Below are 19,353 nucleotides of genomic sequence, written 5' to 3'. Positions count from 1 at the left end.
GATCATTCACCTGCGCCAGCGCGCCATTTACGCGCACGAGGCGCTGGTGCGCGGGCCGAACGGCGAATCGGCGTATTCGGTGCTGTCCAGGGTCAACGACGCCAACCGCTACATGTTCGACCAGGCGTGCCGGGTGCGGGCGATTCGCGGCGCGGCCGGGCTGGGCATCGCCGAGCTGCTGTCGATTAACTTCCTGCCGAATGCCGTGTTCCGGCCCGAAGCCTGCATCCGCAGCACCTTCGCTGCGGCGCGCGACTATGGTTTTCCCATCGAGCGGATTATCTTCGAGGTCACCGAAAGCGAACAGGTGATGGACCGGCCGCACCTCGTCAATATCTTCGAGGAATACCGCCGCTTCGGTTTCCGCACCGCCATCGACGATTTCGGGGCCGGCTATGCCGGCTTGAACCTGCTGTCCGAATTCCAGCCAGACATCATCAAGATCGACTTGCAACTGGTGCGTGGCATCGATACCAGCCCGGCCAGGCAAGCCATCGTGTCCGCCATCGTCGCCATGTGCGCCAGCCTGGAGATCGCGGTGCTGGCCGAAGGCATCGAAACGCCGGGCGAGCGCGATTTCCTGCGCGATGCCGGCGTCGACCTGATGCAAGGCTACCTGTTTTGCAAGCCCGCCTTCCGCGCGATCGGGGTGGTCGATCCGGCCTCGTGGAAATAGACTAAAAAATAATGTTCAACGCTGTCGATTGCGCGACGGCTGCAACGTCGTCGTAGCAGCAACCCACTCTTCAAGGAGAAACGCTATGCTCGACACGCCGTATATCACCCGCACCGACCCGGTACGGGCGGCCGTCATCCGCTTCGACATTCCACGCGCCGGGATGGTCCACGCAATGGGCCCCGGCATGGCCGAATTGCTGGCCACCACCGCGGCCCAGCGTGTCGGCCCGGCCGGACGCTGCTATTCGCACCACTTCCGCATGCAGCCCGACCGTTTCGACTTTGAAATCGGCGTCCCGGTGTCCGCACCGGTCGCGCCAGCCGGGCGGGTACAGCCCGGCGTACTGCCGGCGGCGCGGGTGGCGCGCGCCGTTTTGCATGGTCCCTACGACGCCCTGCCCGGCGCCTGGGGCCAGCTGATGGCCTGGATCGAGGCGCAGGGCCTGAGCAAAGCGCCTGGGCTGCGGGAAGTGTACGTCAGCGGTCCGGATCTCGATCCCGATCCATCCACCTGGCGCACGGAACTTAATCAAGCATTGACTGACTAACCTAGACACGCAAAGGAGATTCTTCATGAGCACGCAAGCCGTCCAACGCATCCCCCAGGACATGCATACCGTTACCCCGCACATCGTGTGCGCCGACGCCGTGTCCGCCATCGATTTTTACGTCAAGGCCTTCGGCGCCACCGATGCCGGCAAAATGCTGGCGCCCAATGGCAAGTTGATCCACGGAATGATCCGCATCGGCGATTCCACCATCATGCTGGCCGAGGAAACGCCGGAGTGGGGTTCCATCGGCCCCCTGACCCTGAAAGGTTCGCCCGTCACCCTGCACCTGTACGTGCAGGATGCCGACGCGGCATTCCAGCGCGCCGTCGACGCCGGTGCCACCGCCGTCATGCCGCCGTCCGACATGTTCTGGGGCGACCGTTATGGCGTGGTCAAGGACCCGTATGGCCACAGCTGGTCGATCGCCCATCACGTGCGCGACATGAGCCCCGAAGAAATGCAGGAAGGCGCGGCCAAGGCCTGCGGCGAACCCGGCGCGTGACAGGAGACCCACCATGAGATTCATGATCCTCGTGAAGGCCAGCTCCGAGTCCGAAGCTGGAAAAATGCCCAGCGAAAAGCTGCTGACAGAGATGGGCAAATACAACGAAGAACTGGTCAAGGCCGGCGTGATGCTCGCCGGCGAAGGCTTGCATCCGAGCTCGCGTGGCGCGCGCGTCCAGTTTTCCGGCAACAAGCGCACCGTGGTCGACGGCCCGTTTGCCGAAACCAAAGAGCTGGTTGCGGGCTTCTGGCTGATTCAGGTAAAGTCGAAGGAAGAAGCGATCGAGTGGGTCAAACGCTGTCCGAATCCGATGGAAAGCGATTCCGAGATCGAGATCCGGCAAGTGTTTGAGGCGGAAGATTTCGGCGCCGAATTCACGCCGGAGCTGCGCGAGCAAGAAGAACGCTTGCGCGCGCAACTGTAGACCCATGCCGTCCCCGCCCATCAGGCGCGGGGACGGCAGTTGGCAGCCACTGTCCGTTCACTTGCCTTCCTGGAGAACACCATGCGCTACATGCTCTTGCGGCGATCCGACCCGGCTCACGAAGCCGGCCTGCCCCAGTCGCCGGCCGGCCGCGCGGCCTTCGCAAGCTACACCGGCGCCATGGCCGACGCCGGCATCCTGCGCGCCTGCGAGCACCTGCTTCCCAGCGCCAGCGGGGTACGCCTGAGCATCGCCAGCGGCGGCGTCACCCGGGCCGATGGCCCGTTTCCCGAGGCACGGGCAGTGCTCGCCGGCTTCGCCGTGATCGATGTCGCATCGAAAGAAGAGGCGCTGGAATGGGCTGCGCGCTGGCCGTCCGGCGAGGCCGGCGGCGCCGAGGTCGAGGTGCGCCTGAGCGGCTGCCCCGGTGGCTGCGCCGACGTCCACGCTGCCGGCCAGCCCGATGCGCCCGGCCAGCGCTATGCCATCCTGCTGCGTTCCAGCATCGATCTGGAAAACGAAACCCCGGTCGCGCGCGCCCGGCTTGACGCCCTCGATGCCCACAATGCGGCCGAGGCGCGTGCCGGCGTGCTGCTCGGGGCAGACGGCTTGCGCTCGAGCGCCTTGGGCGTGCGGGTAAGAATGGCGTCCGGCAAGCTGACCGTGGTCGATGGCCCCTTCACCGAAATCAAGGAAATGATCGCCGGCTACTGGCTGATTCGCGCTCCCTCGCTGCCGGATGCCATTGCCTGGGCTACGCGCAATCCGTATCCGGTCGGCCCGCCGGTCGAGGTGGAAATTCGCCAACTGGCCGAGCTGAGCGACGCCGCCGGCGCCTTTACCCCCGAGTTGCGCGCCGCCGAGCAGCACATGCGCGCCAGCCAGCTCGATGCCGGCATGCGCGCGCAGCTGGCGGGCGGCGCGCCGGTCCTGCGCTAGACCATGCCGGCAACGCAGGCGCAGGAGACAAACGAAGCGGCTGGGGCCACACAGGCGGCCGCGCGCGTCGTCGAAGGCGTCTGGCGCATCGAGTCGGCCCGCATCATCGGGGCGCTGGCGCGCATGCTGCGCAACGTCGGCCTGGCTGAGGAACTGGCGCAGGATGCCCTGGTCAGTGCGCTCGAACGCTGGCCCGAGGCCGGCATTCCCGACAATCCGGCCGCCTGGCTGATGACGGTGGCCAAGAACCGCGCGCTCGACCACCTGCGCCATGCGACCTTGCAGCGTAACAAGGAGTCCGAGCTCACCTACGAAATCGAAACCTTATTGCAGGACGCCGCGCCCGACCTCGACGCTACCTTGGAAGACGACATCGGCGACGATCTGCTGCGCCTGATGTTCATCGCCTGCCATCCGGTATTGTCGACCGAGGCGCGCGTGGCGCTCACCCTGCGCCTGCTGGGCGGGCTGACGACTGATGAAATCGCCCATGCGTTCCTCGTCTCCGAGGCGACCGTGGCGCAGCGCATCGTGCGCGCCAAGCGCACCCTGGCCGAAGCCAAGGTCCCGTTCGAGGTACCGCGCACCGAGCAACTGGTGGCGCGCCTGGCGTCGGTGCTGCAAGTGATCTACCTGATCTACAACGAAGGCTATTCCGCCAGCGCCGGCGGCGACTGGATGCGTCCCAAGCTGTGCGACGAAGCCCTGCGGCTCGGCCGCATCCTGGCCGGCCTGTTGCCGCACGAATCCGAAGTGCATGGTTTGGTGGCGCTGATGGAAATCCAGTCCTCGCGTGCGCGCGCCCGGCTGGGGCCGCAAGGCGAGCCGGTGCTGCTGCTCGACCAGGACCGCAGCCGCTGGGACCAGTTGCTGATCCGGCGCGGACTGGCGGCGCTGGAGCGGGCCGGGCAGCTGGGCGAGGGTTACGGCCCGTACGCGCTGCAGGCCGCGATTGCCGCCTGCCACGCGCGCGCGCTGACCGCGGAGCAGACCGACTGGCTGCGCATCGCCGCGCTGTACGATGCGCTGGCGCAGCTGATGCCGTCGCCCGTGGTGGAGCTGAACCGCGCGGTGGTGCTGGGGATGGCCTACGGGCCGGCGGCCGGGCTGGAACTGGTCGACGCGCTGATCGCCAGCGATGCGCTGCGCAACTACCACCTGCTGCCCAGCGTGCGCGGCGATTTGCTGGCGCGCCTGGGGCGCATGGACGAGGCGCGTACCGAGTTCGAGCAGGCGGCGGAGTTGACCAATAATCTGCGCGAACGGGCGCTGCTGCTGGCGCGCGCGCAAGGTTGCGCCGGGGATGGCGGATAGGTGGATGCGCTACGTGCCGCTGGCGGCGGTTAGTGGCTCCCACCTTCAACACCGTCATTTCTTGCAGTGCCAGGAATGACGGTATCGAGGGTGGTGGCAAAAACGGCTGAGGCAAAGGCATTCAGTCCGAAAACCGGTTCCAAATCCGGCGTAGAGGCGCTGGCGTAAAGCCCGGCGTGGCATCACGCCAGCCACCGCGCCCATCGAATCATGCTAGCCTTCGTCTCATGAAAAAGCTCCTCCGCACATGCACGCTGCTGGCGCTGGCCGGCAGCCTGCTGGTCTCGTGCGCCAGCGTGATCGGCCCGCGCCAGATCGAACTCCCCTTGACCAAGCTGCAGGCAGGCATGGACCGGCGCTTCCCCATCAGCAACCGGGTAGTGGAAATCTTCGATATCGAACTCAAGCGCCCGCAACTGTCGCTCGCCGCCTCCAGCGGCCGCGTCGGCGTTTCCCTGGAGGCGGCGGTGGGCTCGCCTTTCACGCGCCAATCCTGGCGCGGCAGCCTGGCCATGTCCGGCCGCCCGTATATCGATGCGGCCCGCAACGCCGTGCTGATGGCCGAGCCGCGCGTGGATCGCTTCGCCATCGATGGCATTGACGACGCACAGCAGCGCAGCCTGGCCGCGGCGGCCAATGTGCTGATGAAAAAAGTCGTCGCCGATGTGGCGGTCTATCACTTCCGTCCGGAAGATTTGCGCTATGCCGGCGTGCAATTCGTGCCGACGCGCATACAGACGAGCGCCTCTTCCCTGATCGTCACGGTCGAACCGGCGAAGTAAGGCCGCCGGTATTGTCGCCGCCTTCCTGGTCGCCCCCGGCCGCCGCGCATTTTCAATCCTGCTATGATTTAACGCTGCGAATCTACCCACTGTCGGGTATCTCCGTGGTTGTTGTGTCGCAACGAACGCGTGTTTTCCCTTGATTGCGGCTGCCGCATATTGCGTGCAAACTTGGGATGGATCGTGACCGTTTCATCGAATGCCGCAGGACTTGCGAATTCTCATGTCCAAAGTATTCCGCTAAAGTAATCTTGCTCTGAGAATTCGCTGTGCTGCCGTTTTGGGGGGGACTCGTGGGAACGATAGAGGAAAGTTTGCCGGAAAAGGAGGCGGGGCTGGACGCCTCGTCCGACGCAGCGCCGGCGCCCGTGCGGCCGCGCCAGGCCTTGCCGCCCAAGGGCTCGTGCTGGTACTGTGAAAAGCCGCTCGATAGCGTCAAGCGCTTTTGCGGCAAGGCTTGCGCCGATTCGTTCGACGAAGAAGCCGAATACACCCGCTGACGCGGCTGCGCCACGCCGCCCGCCGTCCATCACAGCGCGGTTTGCCTTAGCGCGCGCAGGGCGCCCTCGAAATCGAAGTCATTCACCGCCTTGGTTACCCGCGCCAGCCTGGCGTCGCCCAGGATCACGCGCAGGCTCGCGCCCGACTCGCCCAGCAGGTCGACCGCCGCGCCATCGGCGTCGATCAGCAATTCCACCAGCCGCGCCAGCAGCACCGGGTCTTGCATCAGCGGACGCTGCGGCATTTCCAGCGCGAAGCCGCCGGGCGCGCTGCCGGCCACCACCTGGTCGAGCAGGTGCAAGACCTTGTCGAAGGAGCCCATGAGCGCGTTCAGTGCCGCCTGCTGCGCCGGCGGATCGGTGCGGATCGCCAGTTCCAGGGTGCAGGCCTGCTGGTGCAGGCGGTGCGCTCCGATCATGCCGGCTGCGCCTTTCAGGGTATGCGCCAGGCGGTGCGCCAGAATCGCATCGCCCGCCGCGAGCGCTGCGCCGATCGGTACCGCCCCATGCGCGTAATCGCTGCGAAAGCGCAAGAGCATGCGCGCATACAAATCGCGGTTTCCCATGATGCGGTCGATGCCGTCGGCCATATCGATCACCGCGCGTGTGGCGGCGTCGGGGCGTAGTTCGACGAGGGCGGGCGGCTTCTCTTTCGATAGCATGACATGGGCGTGTGTTCATTATCTAATGCATCACACGATAGCAGAATTGTTTCGGCAAACCCCAGTCGGACCGGCTTATTTACTCGTAAAAGACCAGGTTTTCGTGATGGGCAGGCTGTCGATGCTGCCGGAAAAGCTGACGTCATAGATCGTCCTGGGCGCCAGCACGGTCAGCGGAATGATCGCGGCGGCCGACTTGGGCGTGTGGCTGTCCGTGCCGAGCTGGAGCAGCTTGACGTTGAGCAGCGCGCCGCCGCGCGGGCGCACGGTGAAGCTATCCACCGTCAGCGTGGCGTCGAGATCGGCGTGCACGCTGATCGGGTAGCCGACTTCATTGAGGTTTTCGACCGGGTCCGGTTCTTCGTAGTTGCTGAAAAAGTTAGGCGCGACGCCAGCCTGGCCATCGGTCGGCCAGGTAGCAATATTGCCGCGCCCCATGCCGGGACCGAAGCCATTGTTGGCCGCAAAGTTACTGGTGAAATAGGTGTAGCCGGCGGCGGTGGTGGCCGAGCCGGTGCCGATTTCCTTGAACTTGGGCTCGAACATCACGAAGCGGTGGTAGATGGCCGTGATCAATTCTTCTGCCATGTAAAAGCCGGACGCGTTCGACGTGGCCGAGATCACTTCGCCATAGGCTGTCTCGCTGGGGAAGAACACATAGCCGGCGCCGGTGAGGCGGTCGAGCAGTTGCGCGCCAGTAAAGGCGGGGGCGCCAGCGGTCTGGTCGTGCGTCACCTTGTTATTGCTCTTCTGATAGTCGGAGTGGCCCTGGGCGGCGCGCTCCAGATTCGCGTTGCGGGTCAGCACGGGCATGCCGATCTGCGTGCGCCGGAAGTTAATCCAGTTCAAGCCATCGATCGCGGTCATATTGGTGGCGACGGGGGCGCCTGCCACCTGGGCCAGCGCGGCCGAGGCGTTGGTCTGGGCCGCCGGGGGATGGTCGGCGGCGCCGCCGCAGGCGGACATGGCCAGCGCGCATGACAGGCCGGCGGCCAGCGTGCTCCAGCGATGCAATCTGTTCATGCTGCTCTCCCCCGGCTGGAAAAATCTCCTGAGAATCGATTCTAGGGGAATTCAGAAATCGGTGAGATTTGTTTGCCGCCGTTTGATCTGGCGCATGCAGGTTGACGCTGTAAAATACCAACACTATCCTCGATGCGATTGCGAAACCACTTGAAACCCACACGCCAGCAGCGCCTCGCGCGCGCCAAGTTTGCCCTGCCGAGCTTTGTCACGCTGCTATCGATTGCGTGCGGCTTCGGCAGCATCGTCATGTCGGTCGACAATGCCCACATCGGCCTGGCCGCCGACTACCGCATGTCCGCCATCCTGCTGGTGCTGGCCGGCGTGTTCGACGCGCTCGATGGTTTTGTCGCGCGTGCCACCAATACCTCGTCCGAATTCGGCATGCAGCTCGACTCGATCGCCGACGTCATGAATTTCGGCTGCGCCCCGGCCATGCTGCTGTATTGCTACGGTTTCGTGCAACTGGGCGCCGACCATCCGACCCTGCTGCGCGCCGGCGGCCTGGCCTGTTTCGTGTTCGTCGCCTGCGGCGCGCTGCGGCTGGCGCGCTTTAACGTCAATGTCGGACGGACCGATCCGCGCTACTTCGTCGGCATGCCGATCACGGCCGGCGCCGCTTGCGTGGCCGCGGTCGTGGTGGCCTGGCCGGCGCCGCTGACCACCACCATGCAAGCTTATCTGGTGATGCTGCTGATGGTCGGGGTCGGCACGCTGATGGTGTCGACGGTGCGTTTCCCCAGCTCCAAGCAGCCGAAAAGCATGCTGCTGTTCGCCGTCATCGGTGTCGGCGTGGCCTTGCTCGCCTGGCTGCAGACGCGCTTCTTCGTGCTGTTTTTCGTGTTGTACATCGGCTTTACCCTGCTGCTCAATATCGCATGGCAACTCGGCTGGCGCGGTGTGCCGGCCCCGGCCGTGTACGAAGACTAGCAAGGCTTCAGGCGAACTTGTCGAGCATCGCCGCCAGCTTGCTGGCGCTGGCTTGCGCTTCGGCCAGGTCGCGCGCGTTGGCGCACTGGGTTTGCATGGTGCTGGTGAGAAGTTGCACGAACGAGCGGTCGAGCGCCTTGCGCGCCGCCGCCATCTGCTGGGCCACGGCATCGCAATCGGACGGCGTGGCCGCTTGCGCGATCAGCTTCTGCACCCCGCGCAACTGGCCTTCGATGCGCGCCAGGCGGTGCAGCAAGTCCTTCTTTTGCAAGGCGCTGAGGGCCGTGCTCTCGACCATGTCCGACATACCCGCTGCTCCCGGCACTGGCTAAGCTACTTCGTGGCCGCGCGCGGCGCGCAGGATGGTGAACCAGTCGCTGCGGCTGAGGATGAAGCGGGTGCCGGCCACGGCCACCGCGATCGCCTCGATGCGGCCGGTGCCGGTCAGCGGCACTGGGCGGCATGGCAACTGCATGATCCACGCAAACACCACGCTGGCGAATGGCTGGTTCAGCGCATCGGCGATGCCCTTGATCACCAGGCGCAAGTGATCGGCATTGTCGTCGCTGCTGGCGAACAGGCGTCCGCCGGCCAGCGGCGACCAGATCATCGGCGCCACGCCCAGGTCTTGCAAGCCGTCGAAGGTCTGGTCGAACATCGGCGTGGTGTGCAGGGGCGAGAACTCGACCTGGTTGGTGGCCAGTTCGATGCGGCGGTTGAGCGACTCGAACTGGTGGCGCGAAAAATTCGACACGCCGAAATGCAGCACCTTGCCGGCCTGGCGCAGGCCCGCGAAGGCGCTCGCGATCTCATCGAACTCCATGAGCGGATCGGGACGGTGGATCAGCAGCAGGTCGAGGCGGTCGGTGTGCAGCTGGCGCAGCGATTCCTCGACCGAGGCGACGATATGGGCGGCGCTGGTGTCGTAATGCTGGATGGCATGTTGCGGGCGTTGCGGCGAGACCAGCTTGATGCCGCATTTGCTGATCAGCTCGATACGGTCGCGCAGCGAAGGCTGCAGGCGCAGGGCTTCACCGAACAGGCCTTCGACGCCATAGTTGCCGTAGATATCGGCATGGTCGAAGCTGGTCACGCCGAGCGCGATGCACTGCTCGATGAACGCGACGCGCTGCCCGGCCGACATGCCCCACTCGCCCATGCGCCACATCCCGGCCACGATGCGCGACAGGTCGGGGCCATGGGCACGGGTACGGACGCGCGGGCAAAACAGGTCGGCGGGCAGGACTGCGGTCATCGGCTTCTTTCTTTTTCTTACAGTGTTTCCCAACCGGGGTCAGACCCCGGTTAAGCAATAAGGCCCTGAAATTTCCCAACCGAGCTCAGACCCCGGTTGGGAAACCTTGCGGCTTACTTGAGCCAGAGGCGCATCGAGTCCCAGGCGCGGCCGAAAATGGATGCTTGCGGCACTTCTTCGAGCGCGACCACCGGCAGTTCCATGATCGACTTGCCATCGACCATCATCTTCAGGGTGCCGACTTTGCTGTTGAGCGGCAGCGGGGCGACCAGCGGGTCGTTGCGCTCCAGCACAGGCTTCATCTTGGCCGCGACACCTTTCGGTACCGTCACCAGCACGTCGTTGTTGAAGCCGATCTTGACCACGTTGGCCGATCCTTTCCACACTTCCGGCGTCTGGATCGCCTGGCCCTTGGAATACAGCTTGACCGTGTCGAAGTTCTGGAAGCCCCAGTTGAGCAGCTTCTGGCTTTCCTGCGTACGCGCCTGGTCCGAATTGGTGCCGAGCACGACCGAAATCAGGCGGCGCTGGCTGTTGCCGTTGGGACGGCGCGCCGAGGCGATCATGCAGAAACCGGCCGCTTCGGTGTGTCCGGTCTTCATGCCGTCCACCGTCGGGTCGAGCCACAGCAGGCGGTTGCGGTTGGGCTGGGTGATCTTGTTGTAGGTGAAGCTTTTGACCGAGTCGATCTTGTAGAACTCGGGATAGTCGGCGATCACGCGCGCGGCCAGGACCGACAGGTCGTACGCGGTCGAAAAGTTGTCGGGGTGCGGCAAGCCGTGCGGGTTGGCGAAGCGCGTGTTTTTCAAGCCCATGCGCTGGGCTTCACGGTTCATCAGGAACACGAAGGCGCTTTCATCGCCGGCCACCGCTTCGGCCAGGGCGACTGCGGCGTCGTTACCGGACTGCACCATCAGGCCGTGCAGCAGGTCGTCCACCGAAACCGGCGTGGCCGGGTCGATGAACATCTTGGAGCTGCTGGCGTCGACCTTCCAGGCCTTGACCGAGACGTTGATCATCTGGTTCAGGGCCAGCTTCTTTTCCTTGAGCGCGGCAAAGGTCAGGTAGGCCGTCATGATCTTGGTCAGCGAGGCCGGTTCGATGCGGGCGTTGGGGTCCTGCGAGGCGATGATCTGCCCGCTGGTGGCGTCGAGCAGCAGCCAGGAGCGCGCCGCGATGGTCGGCGGGGGCATGGTTTGCGCAACGGCGGACGATAGCGCCAGGACACTGGCAGCCAGTGCGGCAATAAGTTTTCTCATGGGAATGGGTACTCAAAAAAGTGGTGCGAAAAAGGGGCGCCCAATTATAGTGGCGATAGTGGAATTGCGCCCTCACGCCGCCACAGTTGGACCACCAGTGTTTTGATGTGGCCCAGCTTGCGGTGGAAGAAATGATCGGCGCCGGGAATGACGATGACCGGAATGTCTTGCGGCCGCGCCCAGTCCAGCACTTGGGTCAATGTAATGGTGTCGTCGACTTCGCCGTGGATCAGGATGGTGTCGGCCGGCACCTCGGGCATCGGCCATTTGCCGGCGGCGGTGCCGACCAGCACCAGGCGCTCGGCCGGCTGTCCTGCGGCGATCAGGCGTTGCTGCAATTGGGCTTGCACAAAGGTGCCGAACGAGAAGCCCGACAGCGCCACCGGCAGCCCCGGATACTGGGCTTGCATGTGGGCCAGCATGAGGGCCATGTCGTCGGTCTCGCCGGCGCCGCCATCGTGCACGCCGGCCGACGCACCGACGCCGCGAAAGTTAAAGCGCGCCACCGCGTAGCCGAGCGCAACAAACGTGCGGGCCAGGGTTTGCGCAACCTTGTTGTCCATGGTGCCGCCGTACAGCGGGTGCGGGTGGGCGACCAGGGCGATGCCGCGCGGCGCGCTTGGGGGCAGGTCGAGCAGGCATTCCATCGGTCCGGCGCCGCCGGCCAGGGTGAATTTTTCAGCGTGTTTGTTCAGCAGATTATGCGTGGCAGTGTTCATGTAAACAAGTAATCAGATTTTGAGGCGGTCGACGACCTTGCCGCCAACCAAATGGGAGTCGATGATTTCATCGATGTCGCTGGTGTCGACATAGGTGTACCAGGTGCCTTGCGGATAGACCACCAGCACCGGACCTTCGTCGCAGCGGTCGAGGCAGCCGGCCTGGTTGATGCGCACCTTGCCGTGCCCGTTCATGCCCAGTTCTTTCATGCGGCGCTTGGCGTGCTTCTGCGCGATTTCTGCGCCGAGCTTGCCGCAGCACTGGCGTCCATCCTCGCGCACATTCATGCAGATGAAGACGTGCTGCTCGAAGTAGGGGGTATCGCTCATGGGGGTTCCCGTTTCTTTACTGTACTGCGTGATCGGTGTTTACACATGCGCCACCATGGGCGCAACGCTAGCGCAATGATACGCGTTCTTCGCGCCGATTGAGTTTATGCGAGGGCAGCAGCAGGAACCAGATCGCAAAAAACGGCCATAGCAGGGAAAGGAATTGCGCGGCGCCATTAAAGTTCAGGAACTTGCCTTGTACCCAGCCTTGCAGGGTGGCACTAAAGTAAGGATTGACAGGGATCGTGTTCACCACCAGCAGGCTGAGCACGAGGGTGACCACCGCCAGCCGCCGTTGCGCAACTTCGGGCGCGAAGGCCAGGCCGGACAGCATGATCAGGCCGATCAGGAAGCCGCCCTGGGCGCCCGGGGTGATCCAGGCCAGCGCGTTGTCGGGCTTGAACAGCAGGGAACTGGCCAGGGTCTTGGTCAGCAGCGCCGCGCCCAGCATGGCGCCGATCAGCAGCAGGCGCGGGGCGCCGCGCCGCAGCAGGCACAGCATGGTCAAGACGGCGCCGGTCATGCCGCAGGCGGTGATGATGGTTTCCGACAGCCAGTATTGTTCCACGCTCATGGCGGCGCCGGGACGCAGCATGGTGACCAGGTCGATGTCGGTATCGAGCCAGGCCGACAGCCATTCGGAAAAAATCGGCAGCAGCTGGCCGTGGCCGAACATGTAGCCGAGCGGGTAGATCTGGGCCAGCGGCCACAGGGCCAGCAGTACCAGGCCCTGGCTGGCGTGCGCCGCGAACCAGCGCTGGCGCAGCTTGTACAAGCGGCTCTGGTCGAGGAAGGAGCGCGCGCCAAGGGCGCCGATGATGGCCCCGGCCAGCGCGCCGGCCGCATTGGTGATGAAGTCCAGGCTCGATGGCACGCGGCTGGGCAGGTAGGTCTGCACCGCTTCCATGGTGCCCGAGACCAGGATGCCGAGCATGGCGGCGGCGAGGATGGCCCACAGGCCGCGCACGCGCGGGTACATGGCCAGCACCAGCAGGGTCCCGAGCGGGATGTAGCCGATGATGTTGACCATGACGTCGAAGCCGGTCCAGTACTGGGGCATGGACAGGGTCAGGAAAATCAGCGGCGACAGGCCGCTGCCGCGCCAGCCGGAAAACGGGAACCAGCTGGCGTACACGATCAGCAGCATGTAGGCCAGCAGCGAGGCGCGCGCCACGGGCGAACCGCGCACGGCGGCCGTTACCGGCGAGGGGATGGGAGCAGGCCCTGGCGCGTGCGGCGCGTTCATTCTTTTTTGAGGGGCAGCGTGGCGATCCAGGCGATGACGTCGGCGGCGACCGTGTCGGTGGCGCCGGCCAGCGCGCGCGCGCCGCCGCCGGCGTCCGCACTGGTGGCCGCGTTCTTGCGCTCGAAGGTTTTCTGGTCGATCAGTTTATGTCCCTGGAACAGCGAGGCGCGCAGCACCAGTTGGCCGTGGCTCTGGGTCTGGCTGTCGAAGTTGTGGGTGAAGTCGTCGATTTCCAGGCGCAGGATCGGCACGCCGTCGGAGGCGTCGCTGACACTGAGTACCTTGGCGCCCGATTGTGCAATGCGCGACTTGAGGCGCTGGGTGACCATTTGCAGCGGCGTGGCGCTCCAGCGGCTGTTGGCGTAGGCGCGCGCCTGCAGCGGGTCGCTGTAATTGAGGCGGTAGTACATACGTTCGCTGTCGAGCGCCGCCGAACCGGTGACCTCGCCCACCACGACGGCGGCGATCGGCGCGCGCGCGGCCGGCGCGCTGCTGGCGGCGGGGCCGAAGTCGAAGGTGGTGTTCAGGGCCGGCTTTTCGCTGGCGCAGCCGGCCAGCAGCAGGACGGTGCCGGCGCTGGCGGCCAGCAGCAGGCGGCGTACGGTGGTGGACACGTGCGTGCGCGGAGTCGGGGTGTGGTTCACGGTGGTCCTCATTTGTTCGGTGCGGTAAAACCTGGTTCACCCGGGCCCGGAGTGGGCGGCGCGGCGCCGAACAGCAGGCTTTGCGGACGGTCGTTGAGCGAATTCATGGTGCGCCGCACGGCCCGCAGCGAGGTGCGCGCTTCGTCGGTCATGGCCACGAAGTGCGGCAGGGTTTGCATTTCGAGGTCGGTGGTGACCGCTTCGAGCGAGCCGCCGACCCGGTCCACGGTGCTGTTCAGGCGCGCAATCGCCCCGTTCGGCGCTTGCAGGTCGTCGGCCAGCCTGGTGTAGCTGCGCGTCATGGTGCTGGCGTTGTTGCTGAAGGTGTCGAAGGCGGCGAAGCTTTGTTCCGCCTTCGCGGTCAGCTGCGGCAGGCGCGCCAGGGTCGGTTCCAGCTTGGCCGGGATCTCGCCGTAGGCAATCGCCGCCTTGCTGACGTTGGCGAAGGCGTCGAGGATGATCTTCTGGTTTTCCGGCGCGGCCAGCGCGTCCAGGCGGGTGGCCAGTTCCTCGGCTTTGTCGAGGATCACCAGGCCGCGTTTTTCAAGCTGGTCGAGCAGGCCCGGACGCAGCGGGATGCGCGCCAGCTTCTCTTCGCTGCTGGCCATCAGGGTCGAGCCGGTTTTTTCGTCGTCGAGCTGGATGAAGGCGATCCCGGTCACGCCCTGGTAGCCGAGGGTGGCGAAGGTGGTGCGGGTGATCGGCGCTTCCGCATCGACCGACAGGTGGATCAGGATCTGGCCGGGGATCCTGGCGTCGAAGCTGATGTCGTCGACCTTGCCCACTTCCAGCCCGCGGTAGCGCACCGCCGCCTGCGGGTTCAGGCCCGGGATCGACTGGATGGTGGCGATCTGGTAGGGCACCCGCTCGACCCGGTCGCGGTTGAACCAGATGCCCGCCAGGACCGTGGCCACCAGCAGCGCAATCGTGAAGAAGCCTGTCATCAGGGCGTGTGATCTGTTTTCCATAGGCTAGTGCTCCGGTGCGTGCTCGGCGTCGTATTCGTCGAGCACTTCGAGGGCGCGCTGGCCGCGCGCACCCAGGAAGAATTGTTTGATGAAGGGATGGTCCACTTTCAGCACGTCGCGCGTCGGTCCGATCGCGATCACGTGTTTTTCGGCCAGCACCGCGATCCGGGTCGACAGCGCGAACAGGGTGTCCAGGTCGTGCGTGACCATGACCACGGTCAGGCCCAGTTCGCGGTGCAGCGATTGAATCAGTGCGACAAACGCGTCCGACAGGTCGGGGTCGAGGCCGGCGGTGGGCTCGTCGAGGAACAGCAGTTGCGGTTCGAGCGCCAGCGCGCGCGCCAGCGAGGCGCGCTTGATCATGCCGCCGGACAGGTCGGACGGCATCTTCTTGGCGTGTTCGACGCCCAGCCCCACCATGTTCATTTTCAGCAGCACCGCGTCCTGGATCACGTCTTCGGGCAGGGCGCGCAGCTCGCGCAGCGGCTGGGCGATGTTGTCGAACACGGTCAGCGCCGAATACAGCGCGCCCTGCTGGAACAGCATGCCCCAGTGGTTGCGCATGCGCTGCAACTGGTCGGCGTCGGCCTCGCTGATGTCTTCGCCGAACACGCGCACGCAGCCTTTGGCGGGCGTCTCCAGGCCCAGCATCTGGCGCAGCAGGACGGTCTTGCCGGTGCCCGAGCCGCCCACGATCGACAGGATCTCGCCCTGGTAGATGTCGAGGTTCAGGTCCTGGTGCACCACGGTGCGGCCGAATTTGGTCCACAGCTTGGTGATCTGGACCACCGGCGGGCCGACATCTTCCTCGGGCCGCATGTTCAGGTGCTGGCGCGCGTCTTCCGCTTTTTGTTCATCCATCAGAAACCGACTCCGCTGAAAATAATCGCAAACACCGCGTCGGCCAGGATCACCACGGTAATCGCGGTGACCACCGAGGTGGTGGTGCCGTGGCCGAGGCTTTCGGTGTTCGGCTTGATGCGCAGGCCGAAGTGGCAGGATACCAGCGCGATCAGCATGCCGAAGGTGGTCCCCTTGAGCAGGCCGATGATGTAGTTCGACAGCGGCACCGCGTCCGGCAGCTTTTGCAGGAAGTAGCGCGCCGACAGGTTCAGTTCGACCTTGGCCGAGACCATGCCGCCGATCAGGGCCATGGCATCGGTCCACACCACCAGCAGCGGCATCGAGATCGCCAGCGCCACCACTTTCGGCATGATCAGGCGGTAGCCGTGCGAGATGCCCATGACCAGCATGGCGTCGAGTTCCTCGGTGACCCGCATCACCCCGAGCTGCGCGGTGATGGAGGAACCGGAACGGCCCGCGACCAGGATGGCGGCCAGCAGCGGTCCGAGTTCGCGGATCACGCTCATGCCGAGGATATTGACCAGGTACATATCGCCGCCGAACATGCGCAGCTGCTGGGCCGACAGGTAGGACAGCACGACCCCGATCAGGAAGCCGACCAGCGCGGTGATGCCGAGCGCCTGGAAGCCGGAATGGAAAATATTGGCCGATACTTCGCGCCACGGCCCCGTCATCGGATGGCGGATGAAGCGGCCGATATCCTGCACCACCTGGCCGATCAGGCGGATGAAGCCTTGCGTGTGCTCGAAGAAGTGGAGCATGCCGCTGCCCAGGGTCATGACCCAGTTGAAGCGGTTGGGGCGCGTGCGCGGCAGTTGCAGCTTGCTCGCTTCCTCGATGCGCTTGAACAGTTCTTCCTGTTTTTCGGCCAGCTGGAGCTGGGCGGGGCGCTTCTTGCCCCAGGCGTTCCAGAACATCTGGGCGCCGATGTGGTCGAGGCGGATGATCTGGGTCAGGTCCCATACCAGCGCCGGCTTGTCCTTGAGCGAGACCAGGGTGGCGTTGATGGTCTTGATCGCGCCGCACTGGGCCAGCGCGTGGACCTGCCAGATCCCGTTGGCGACGACCGATTGGGGCGAGCCTGCATCAGGCGATTCGAGGGTTAAAGTTGGCGCATTTTCAATCTGCATTGCGCCAGTGTAAAAGAGAATCGCCGTGACCGCTACAGGAGTTCGTGCGCGGGGCGGCGGCGCCCGTGGAAACGTTTGCCGGCAGCGCCGGCGCGCGGCGCCGGTTTATGCGGCCAGATGGCGTGCCTGGCGCTGCGGCAGGCTCGCTACCGGCTTGGTCTTGTCGGCCGGCGCGTCGATGCGGCCGGCATAATCGCTGCCCACCAGTTCCGCCGCGTCGGTACGGCTCATGCCGCGCGTTTCCAGCCATTGCGCGACCAGCTTGGCCAGGCGGTCGAGCGCGATGCGGTGGGTGGCATCGGTTTTCGCGTAGATCCAGTCGGAGAAAGCCATGAAATTGGCAAAGGGCGACTCGCCCAGCAAGTGCGTGAGCGTGTGCGCGAAGCGTCCCGAGTTGGCCACCAGGTCCCAGTAGCGCGCAAAGCGCACCAGGCGCTGCATGGTCTGGAAGTCGATCAGTCTGGTCGCCAGGATGGTGTAGGGCGGGTAGGGATCGAATACCAGGCCGTGTTCTTCGGTGTGGCGGATGATCGGCGTGCCGCGCAGGCGCTTGAGGATGCCGAACTGGATCTCGTGCGGCTTGAGTGCGACCAGCTGGTCGAAGCCGCGCGCGAAGCTGTCCATGTCTTCGCCCGGCAGGCCGGCGATCAGGTCGACGTGCAGGTGGGCGTGCGACTGCTCGCACAGCCAGCGGATGTTCTCGGCGGCCTTGGCGTTGTCCTGGCGCCGGCTGACCAGCGCCTGCACCGCCGGATTGAAGCTCTGGATGCCGATCTCGAACTGCAGCGCGCCGGGCGGGAACTTGCGGATGCCTTCTTTCAGCGCATCGGGCAGGTGGTCGGGCACCAGCTCGAAGTGGGCGTACACCGGGTCGTCCGGGTTCGCTTCGATTTTGTCGAGGAAGAACTGCATGATCTTCAGGCTGGTCTTGATATTCAGGTTGAAGGTGCGGTCGACGAACTTGAACAGGCGCGCGCCGCGCGCGTGCAGCGTTTCGAGCTCGCCCAGGAAGGTATCGAGGCCGAAGGGCCAGGCGGTCTTGTCGAGCGCGGACAGGCAGAATTCGCACTTGAAGGGGCAGCCGCGCGAGGCTTCCACATATAAGGTGCGGTTGGCGATGTCGTTGTCTGTATATAAGGAGTAGGGCATGGCGATGTCGGCCATCGGCGGCTGCACGCCGGCGTGGATCTTCATCAGCGGCTTGGGGCCGTGCAGGATCTCGCCGCACAGCTTGGGGAAGGTCACGTCGCCCCAGCCGGTAACCAGGTAGTCCGCCATCTGCACGATGGCTTGCTCGCCCGGCTCGTGCGACACTTCCGGCCCGCCCAGCACGATCACCACCTGGGGCGCGACGCGCTTGAGCATGGCGACGACCTTGGTGGTTTCTTCGACGTTCCATATATAGATACCGAAACCGATGATGCGCGGCGCTTGCGCCAGCAGGCGTTCGACGATTTCGGTGGTTTTCGCACCGATCACGAATTCGTGCAGGCTGGCCCGCTCCCGCAGGGGGCCCATGTTTGCCAGCAGATAGCGCAGCCCCAGCGATGCGTGGGCGTAGCGGGCGTTCAGGGTCGAGAGCAGGATGGTCATGGCAGGGCGGTATGGGCGAAAGCTGACATTCTACCTGCGCGCGGGGCGGGTGATCGGCACATGCTGGCCTGATGTTGCTACCGCATAACAATCGCAGGCATAAATCTTGCAGCAGACTAAAGCTGAGAAGCCAGGCTGTTGTGTTCTGGCTCAAAAACGTGCGTACAGGAAATGTGTTTACGCATTTCGCCCCAATGCTACGTTAGTATATGAATCGATCGCCATCGCGTGGAGTGTTGCGCCAATTTTTGTCACATGAATAAATTACAGCCCATTTTTGTCATCGCTGCTGCCCTTATTTGCTGCGCCGCGCCCGCGTCCGCGCAAATGTACAAGACCGTCGGTCCGGATGGGAAGGTCACGTTCTCCGACCGTCCGCAAAATGGCGACAAGCTCAAGGTCAGCGTGATGAAGGGCTCCGTGCTGCGCGCGGTGGAGGGGCCCGTGCCGGCCCAGCCCAAGATCGCGCCAGCTCCCAAGTCAGGCGGCGCCGACGCTCCCGGCGGTGGCATATCGGCGGCCGGCGTGCCGTCGCCCGAGCTCAAGCATGCGGTGCTGGTGGTGGCCTTGATGTCCGAAGTGGCCGCCAAGTTCGAGCCGGTCTGTGCCAACGTGGCGCCCCACAGCAAAAAATTCGTGACGGCCGCCAACGGTTGGAAGCAGCGCAACGCCAGCTTTATCGAGAAGCAACGGCGCGCAATGGCGGATATGTCGCCGGTCAAGCGCACTGCTTTGCAGGGCGAGGTGGCGGCAAAGATTCATGAGGCCATGGCCGAGGTGCTGGCGCAGAGTGCGTCGGGCCAGGCCAACTGGTGCGACAAGGCAACTGTCGACATGTCCGGTGGAAGCAATGATGTGGCCAATAACGCGGACGTGGCCCTGCCGCTGATCACCTACAAACCGAAATAATCGGCGAAGGCGGCTTGTGGAAATACGGCCCTTTTGCTATAGTTCGCCTCCCCGCTGATTCAGTAGCGAAATCAAGTAGTTGCAGGACAGATCAGGGGCGTTTCAAAAGAAGCGAAGTAACAAAAAGA

Annotated in this window: 23 protein-coding genes; 10 read left to right on the top strand and 13 right to left on the bottom strand. The window is 64.7% G+C overall.

Annotated features, from left to right (window positions below; genetic code table 11):
• The first annotated feature begins 1 nt into the window (after nt 1).
• The 8 genes from PO883_RS32105 to PO883_RS32070 all read left to right on the top strand — a co-directional run bounded on the left by PO883_RS32105 (nt 2) and on the right by PO883_RS32070 (nt 5,693).
• A complete protein-coding gene (locus PO883_RS32105) occupies nt 2–676 on the top strand; it encodes an EAL domain-containing protein (protein ID WP_373890126.1) in 675 nt (224 codons plus the stop codon).
• An 85-nt stretch (nt 677–761) separates the two neighbouring features.
• The gene (locus PO883_RS32100; RefSeq protein ID WP_289313394.1) at nt 762–1,226 is read left to right on the top strand and encodes a GyrI-like domain-containing protein; all 465 of its coding nucleotides are present in this window, start codon (nt 762–764) and stop codon (nt 1,224–1,226) included.
• Nucleotides 1,227–1,251: 25 nt separating this feature from the next.
• Nucleotides 1,252–1,731 carry a VOC family protein gene (locus tag PO883_RS32095; RefSeq protein WP_289313393.1) on the top strand — a complete coding sequence of 160 codons (480 nt, stop codon included), beginning with the start codon at nt 1,252–1,254 and terminating at the stop codon, nt 1,729–1,731.
• Between the two features lie 13 nt (nt 1,732–1,744).
• Nucleotides 1,745–2,158 carry a YciI family protein gene (locus PO883_RS32090; RefSeq protein ID WP_167092348.1) on the top strand — a complete coding sequence of 138 codons (414 nt, stop codon included), beginning with the start codon at nt 1,745–1,747 and terminating at the stop codon, nt 2,156–2,158.
• An 81-nt stretch (nt 2,159–2,239) separates the two neighbouring features.
• The gene (locus PO883_RS32085; protein WP_289313392.1) at nt 2,240–3,097 is read left to right on the top strand and encodes a YciI family protein; all 858 of its coding nucleotides are present in this window, start codon (nt 2,240–2,242) and stop codon (nt 3,095–3,097) included.
• Between the two features lie 3 nt (nt 3,098–3,100).
• A complete protein-coding gene (locus tag PO883_RS32080) occupies nt 3,101–4,411 on the top strand; it encodes an RNA polymerase sigma factor (RefSeq protein WP_289313391.1) in 1,311 nt (436 codons plus the stop codon).
• 227 nt (nt 4,412–4,638) lie between these two features.
• Nucleotides 4,639–5,193 carry a DUF1439 domain-containing protein gene (locus PO883_RS32075; RefSeq protein WP_289313390.1) on the top strand — a complete coding sequence of 185 codons (555 nt, stop codon included), beginning with the start codon at nt 4,639–4,641 and terminating at the stop codon, nt 5,191–5,193.
• A gap of 314 nt (nt 5,194–5,507) precedes the next feature.
• Entirely contained in the window at nt 5,508–5,693 is a 186-nt protein-coding gene (locus PO883_RS32070; RefSeq protein WP_289313389.1) for a hypothetical protein, read from the top strand.
• A 29-nt stretch (nt 5,694–5,722) separates the two neighbouring features.
• On the opposite strand, the gene PO883_RS32065 is transcribed toward PO883_RS32070, so the two are convergent.
• Both PO883_RS32065 and PO883_RS32060 read right to left on the bottom strand, forming a co-directional pair.
• Nucleotides 5,723–6,355 carry an Hpt domain-containing protein gene (locus PO883_RS32065; RefSeq protein WP_289313388.1) on the bottom strand — a complete coding sequence of 211 codons (633 nt, stop codon included), beginning with the start codon at nt 6,353–6,355 and terminating at the stop codon, nt 5,723–5,725.
• A gap of 75 nt (nt 6,356–6,430) precedes the next feature.
• Nucleotides 6,431–7,378: a CAP domain-containing protein gene (locus PO883_RS32060; protein ID WP_289313387.1), complete on the bottom strand. Its 948-nt coding sequence runs from the start codon at nt 7,376–7,378 to the stop codon at nt 6,431–6,433.
• A 150-nt stretch (nt 7,379–7,528) separates the two neighbouring features.
• Between PO883_RS32060 and pssA the strand changes: the two genes are divergently transcribed.
• Nucleotides 7,529–8,308, top strand: coding sequence for a CDP-diacylglycerol--serine O-phosphatidyltransferase (pssA, locus tag PO883_RS32055; protein ID WP_229423807.1), 780 nt, complete (start codon nt 7,529–7,531; stop codon nt 8,306–8,308).
• Between the two features lie 7 nt (nt 8,309–8,315).
• Here the strand turns inward: pssA and PO883_RS32050 are convergent, their stop codons facing one another.
• The 11 genes from PO883_RS32050 to PO883_RS32000 form a co-directional block, all read right to left on the bottom strand.
• Complete coding sequence (locus PO883_RS32050; protein WP_289313386.1) at nt 8,316–8,615, bottom strand: metal-sensitive transcriptional regulator; 300 nt, start codon at nt 8,613–8,615, stop codon at nt 8,316–8,318.
• Between the two features lie 21 nt (nt 8,616–8,636).
• Entirely contained in the window at nt 8,637–9,563 is a 927-nt protein-coding gene (locus PO883_RS32045; RefSeq protein WP_289313385.1) for an aldo/keto reductase family oxidoreductase, read from the bottom strand.
• Nucleotides 9,564–9,676: 113 nt separating this feature from the next.
• The gene (locus tag PO883_RS32040; RefSeq protein ID WP_289313384.1) at nt 9,677–10,822 is read right to left on the bottom strand and encodes a D-alanyl-D-alanine carboxypeptidase family protein; all 1,146 of its coding nucleotides are present in this window, start codon (nt 10,820–10,822) and stop codon (nt 9,677–9,679) included.
• A gap of 44 nt (nt 10,823–10,866) precedes the next feature.
• The gene (locus PO883_RS32035; protein ID WP_167092458.1) at nt 10,867–11,517 is read right to left on the bottom strand and encodes an alpha/beta hydrolase; all 651 of its coding nucleotides are present in this window, start codon (nt 11,515–11,517) and stop codon (nt 10,867–10,869) included.
• 36 nt (nt 11,518–11,553) lie between these two features.
• Complete coding sequence (locus PO883_RS32030; RefSeq protein ID WP_167092319.1) at nt 11,554–11,871, bottom strand: ferredoxin; 318 nt, start codon at nt 11,869–11,871, stop codon at nt 11,554–11,556.
• A gap of 67 nt (nt 11,872–11,938) precedes the next feature.
• Nucleotides 11,939–13,117, bottom strand: coding sequence for a VanZ family protein (locus tag PO883_RS32025; RefSeq protein WP_289313383.1), 1,179 nt, complete (start codon nt 13,115–13,117; stop codon nt 11,939–11,941).
• The gene (locus PO883_RS32020) at nt 13,114–13,761 is read right to left on the bottom strand and encodes an ABC-type transport auxiliary lipoprotein family protein (protein ID WP_289313382.1); all 648 of its coding nucleotides are present in this window, start codon (nt 13,759–13,761) and stop codon (nt 13,114–13,116) included. Before PO883_RS32020 ends, PO883_RS32025 begins: the two co-directional genes overlap by 4 nt.
• An 8-nt stretch (nt 13,762–13,769) precedes the next feature.
• Nucleotides 13,770–14,729, bottom strand: a complete 960-nt coding sequence (locus PO883_RS32015; protein WP_289313381.1) for an MlaD family protein — start codon at nt 14,727–14,729, stop codon at nt 13,770–13,772.
• A 3-nt stretch (nt 14,730–14,732) separates the two neighbouring features.
• Nucleotides 14,733–15,548: an ABC transporter ATP-binding protein gene (locus PO883_RS32010; protein WP_229423808.1), complete on the bottom strand. Its 816-nt coding sequence runs from the start codon at nt 15,546–15,548 to the stop codon at nt 14,733–14,735.
• A gap of 41 nt (nt 15,549–15,589) precedes the next feature.
• Complete coding sequence (locus PO883_RS32005; protein WP_289313380.1) at nt 15,590–16,723, bottom strand: ABC transporter permease; 1,134 nt, start codon at nt 16,721–16,723, stop codon at nt 15,590–15,592.
• 105 nt (nt 16,724–16,828) lie between these two features.
• Complete coding sequence (locus PO883_RS32000; protein WP_289313379.1) at nt 16,829–18,316, bottom strand: B12-binding domain-containing radical SAM protein; 1,488 nt, start codon at nt 18,314–18,316, stop codon at nt 16,829–16,831.
• 255 nt (nt 18,317–18,571) lie between these two features.
• On the opposite strand from PO883_RS32000, the gene PO883_RS31995 reads away from it, so the two are divergent.
• Nucleotides 18,572–19,225, top strand: coding sequence for a DUF4124 domain-containing protein (locus PO883_RS31995; RefSeq protein ID WP_289313378.1), 654 nt, complete (start codon nt 18,572–18,574; stop codon nt 19,223–19,225).
• Nucleotides 19,226–19,353: the final 128 nt, after the last annotated feature.

Source organism: Massilia sp. DJPM01 (assembly GCF_030348125.1).
Taxonomy (GTDB): domain Bacteria; phylum Pseudomonadota; class Gammaproteobacteria; order Burkholderiales; family Burkholderiaceae_D; genus Telluria_A; species Telluria_A frigida.
Note: the sequence above shows the minus strand (reverse complement) of the source record. Positions and strands in the feature narration are given on the sequence as shown.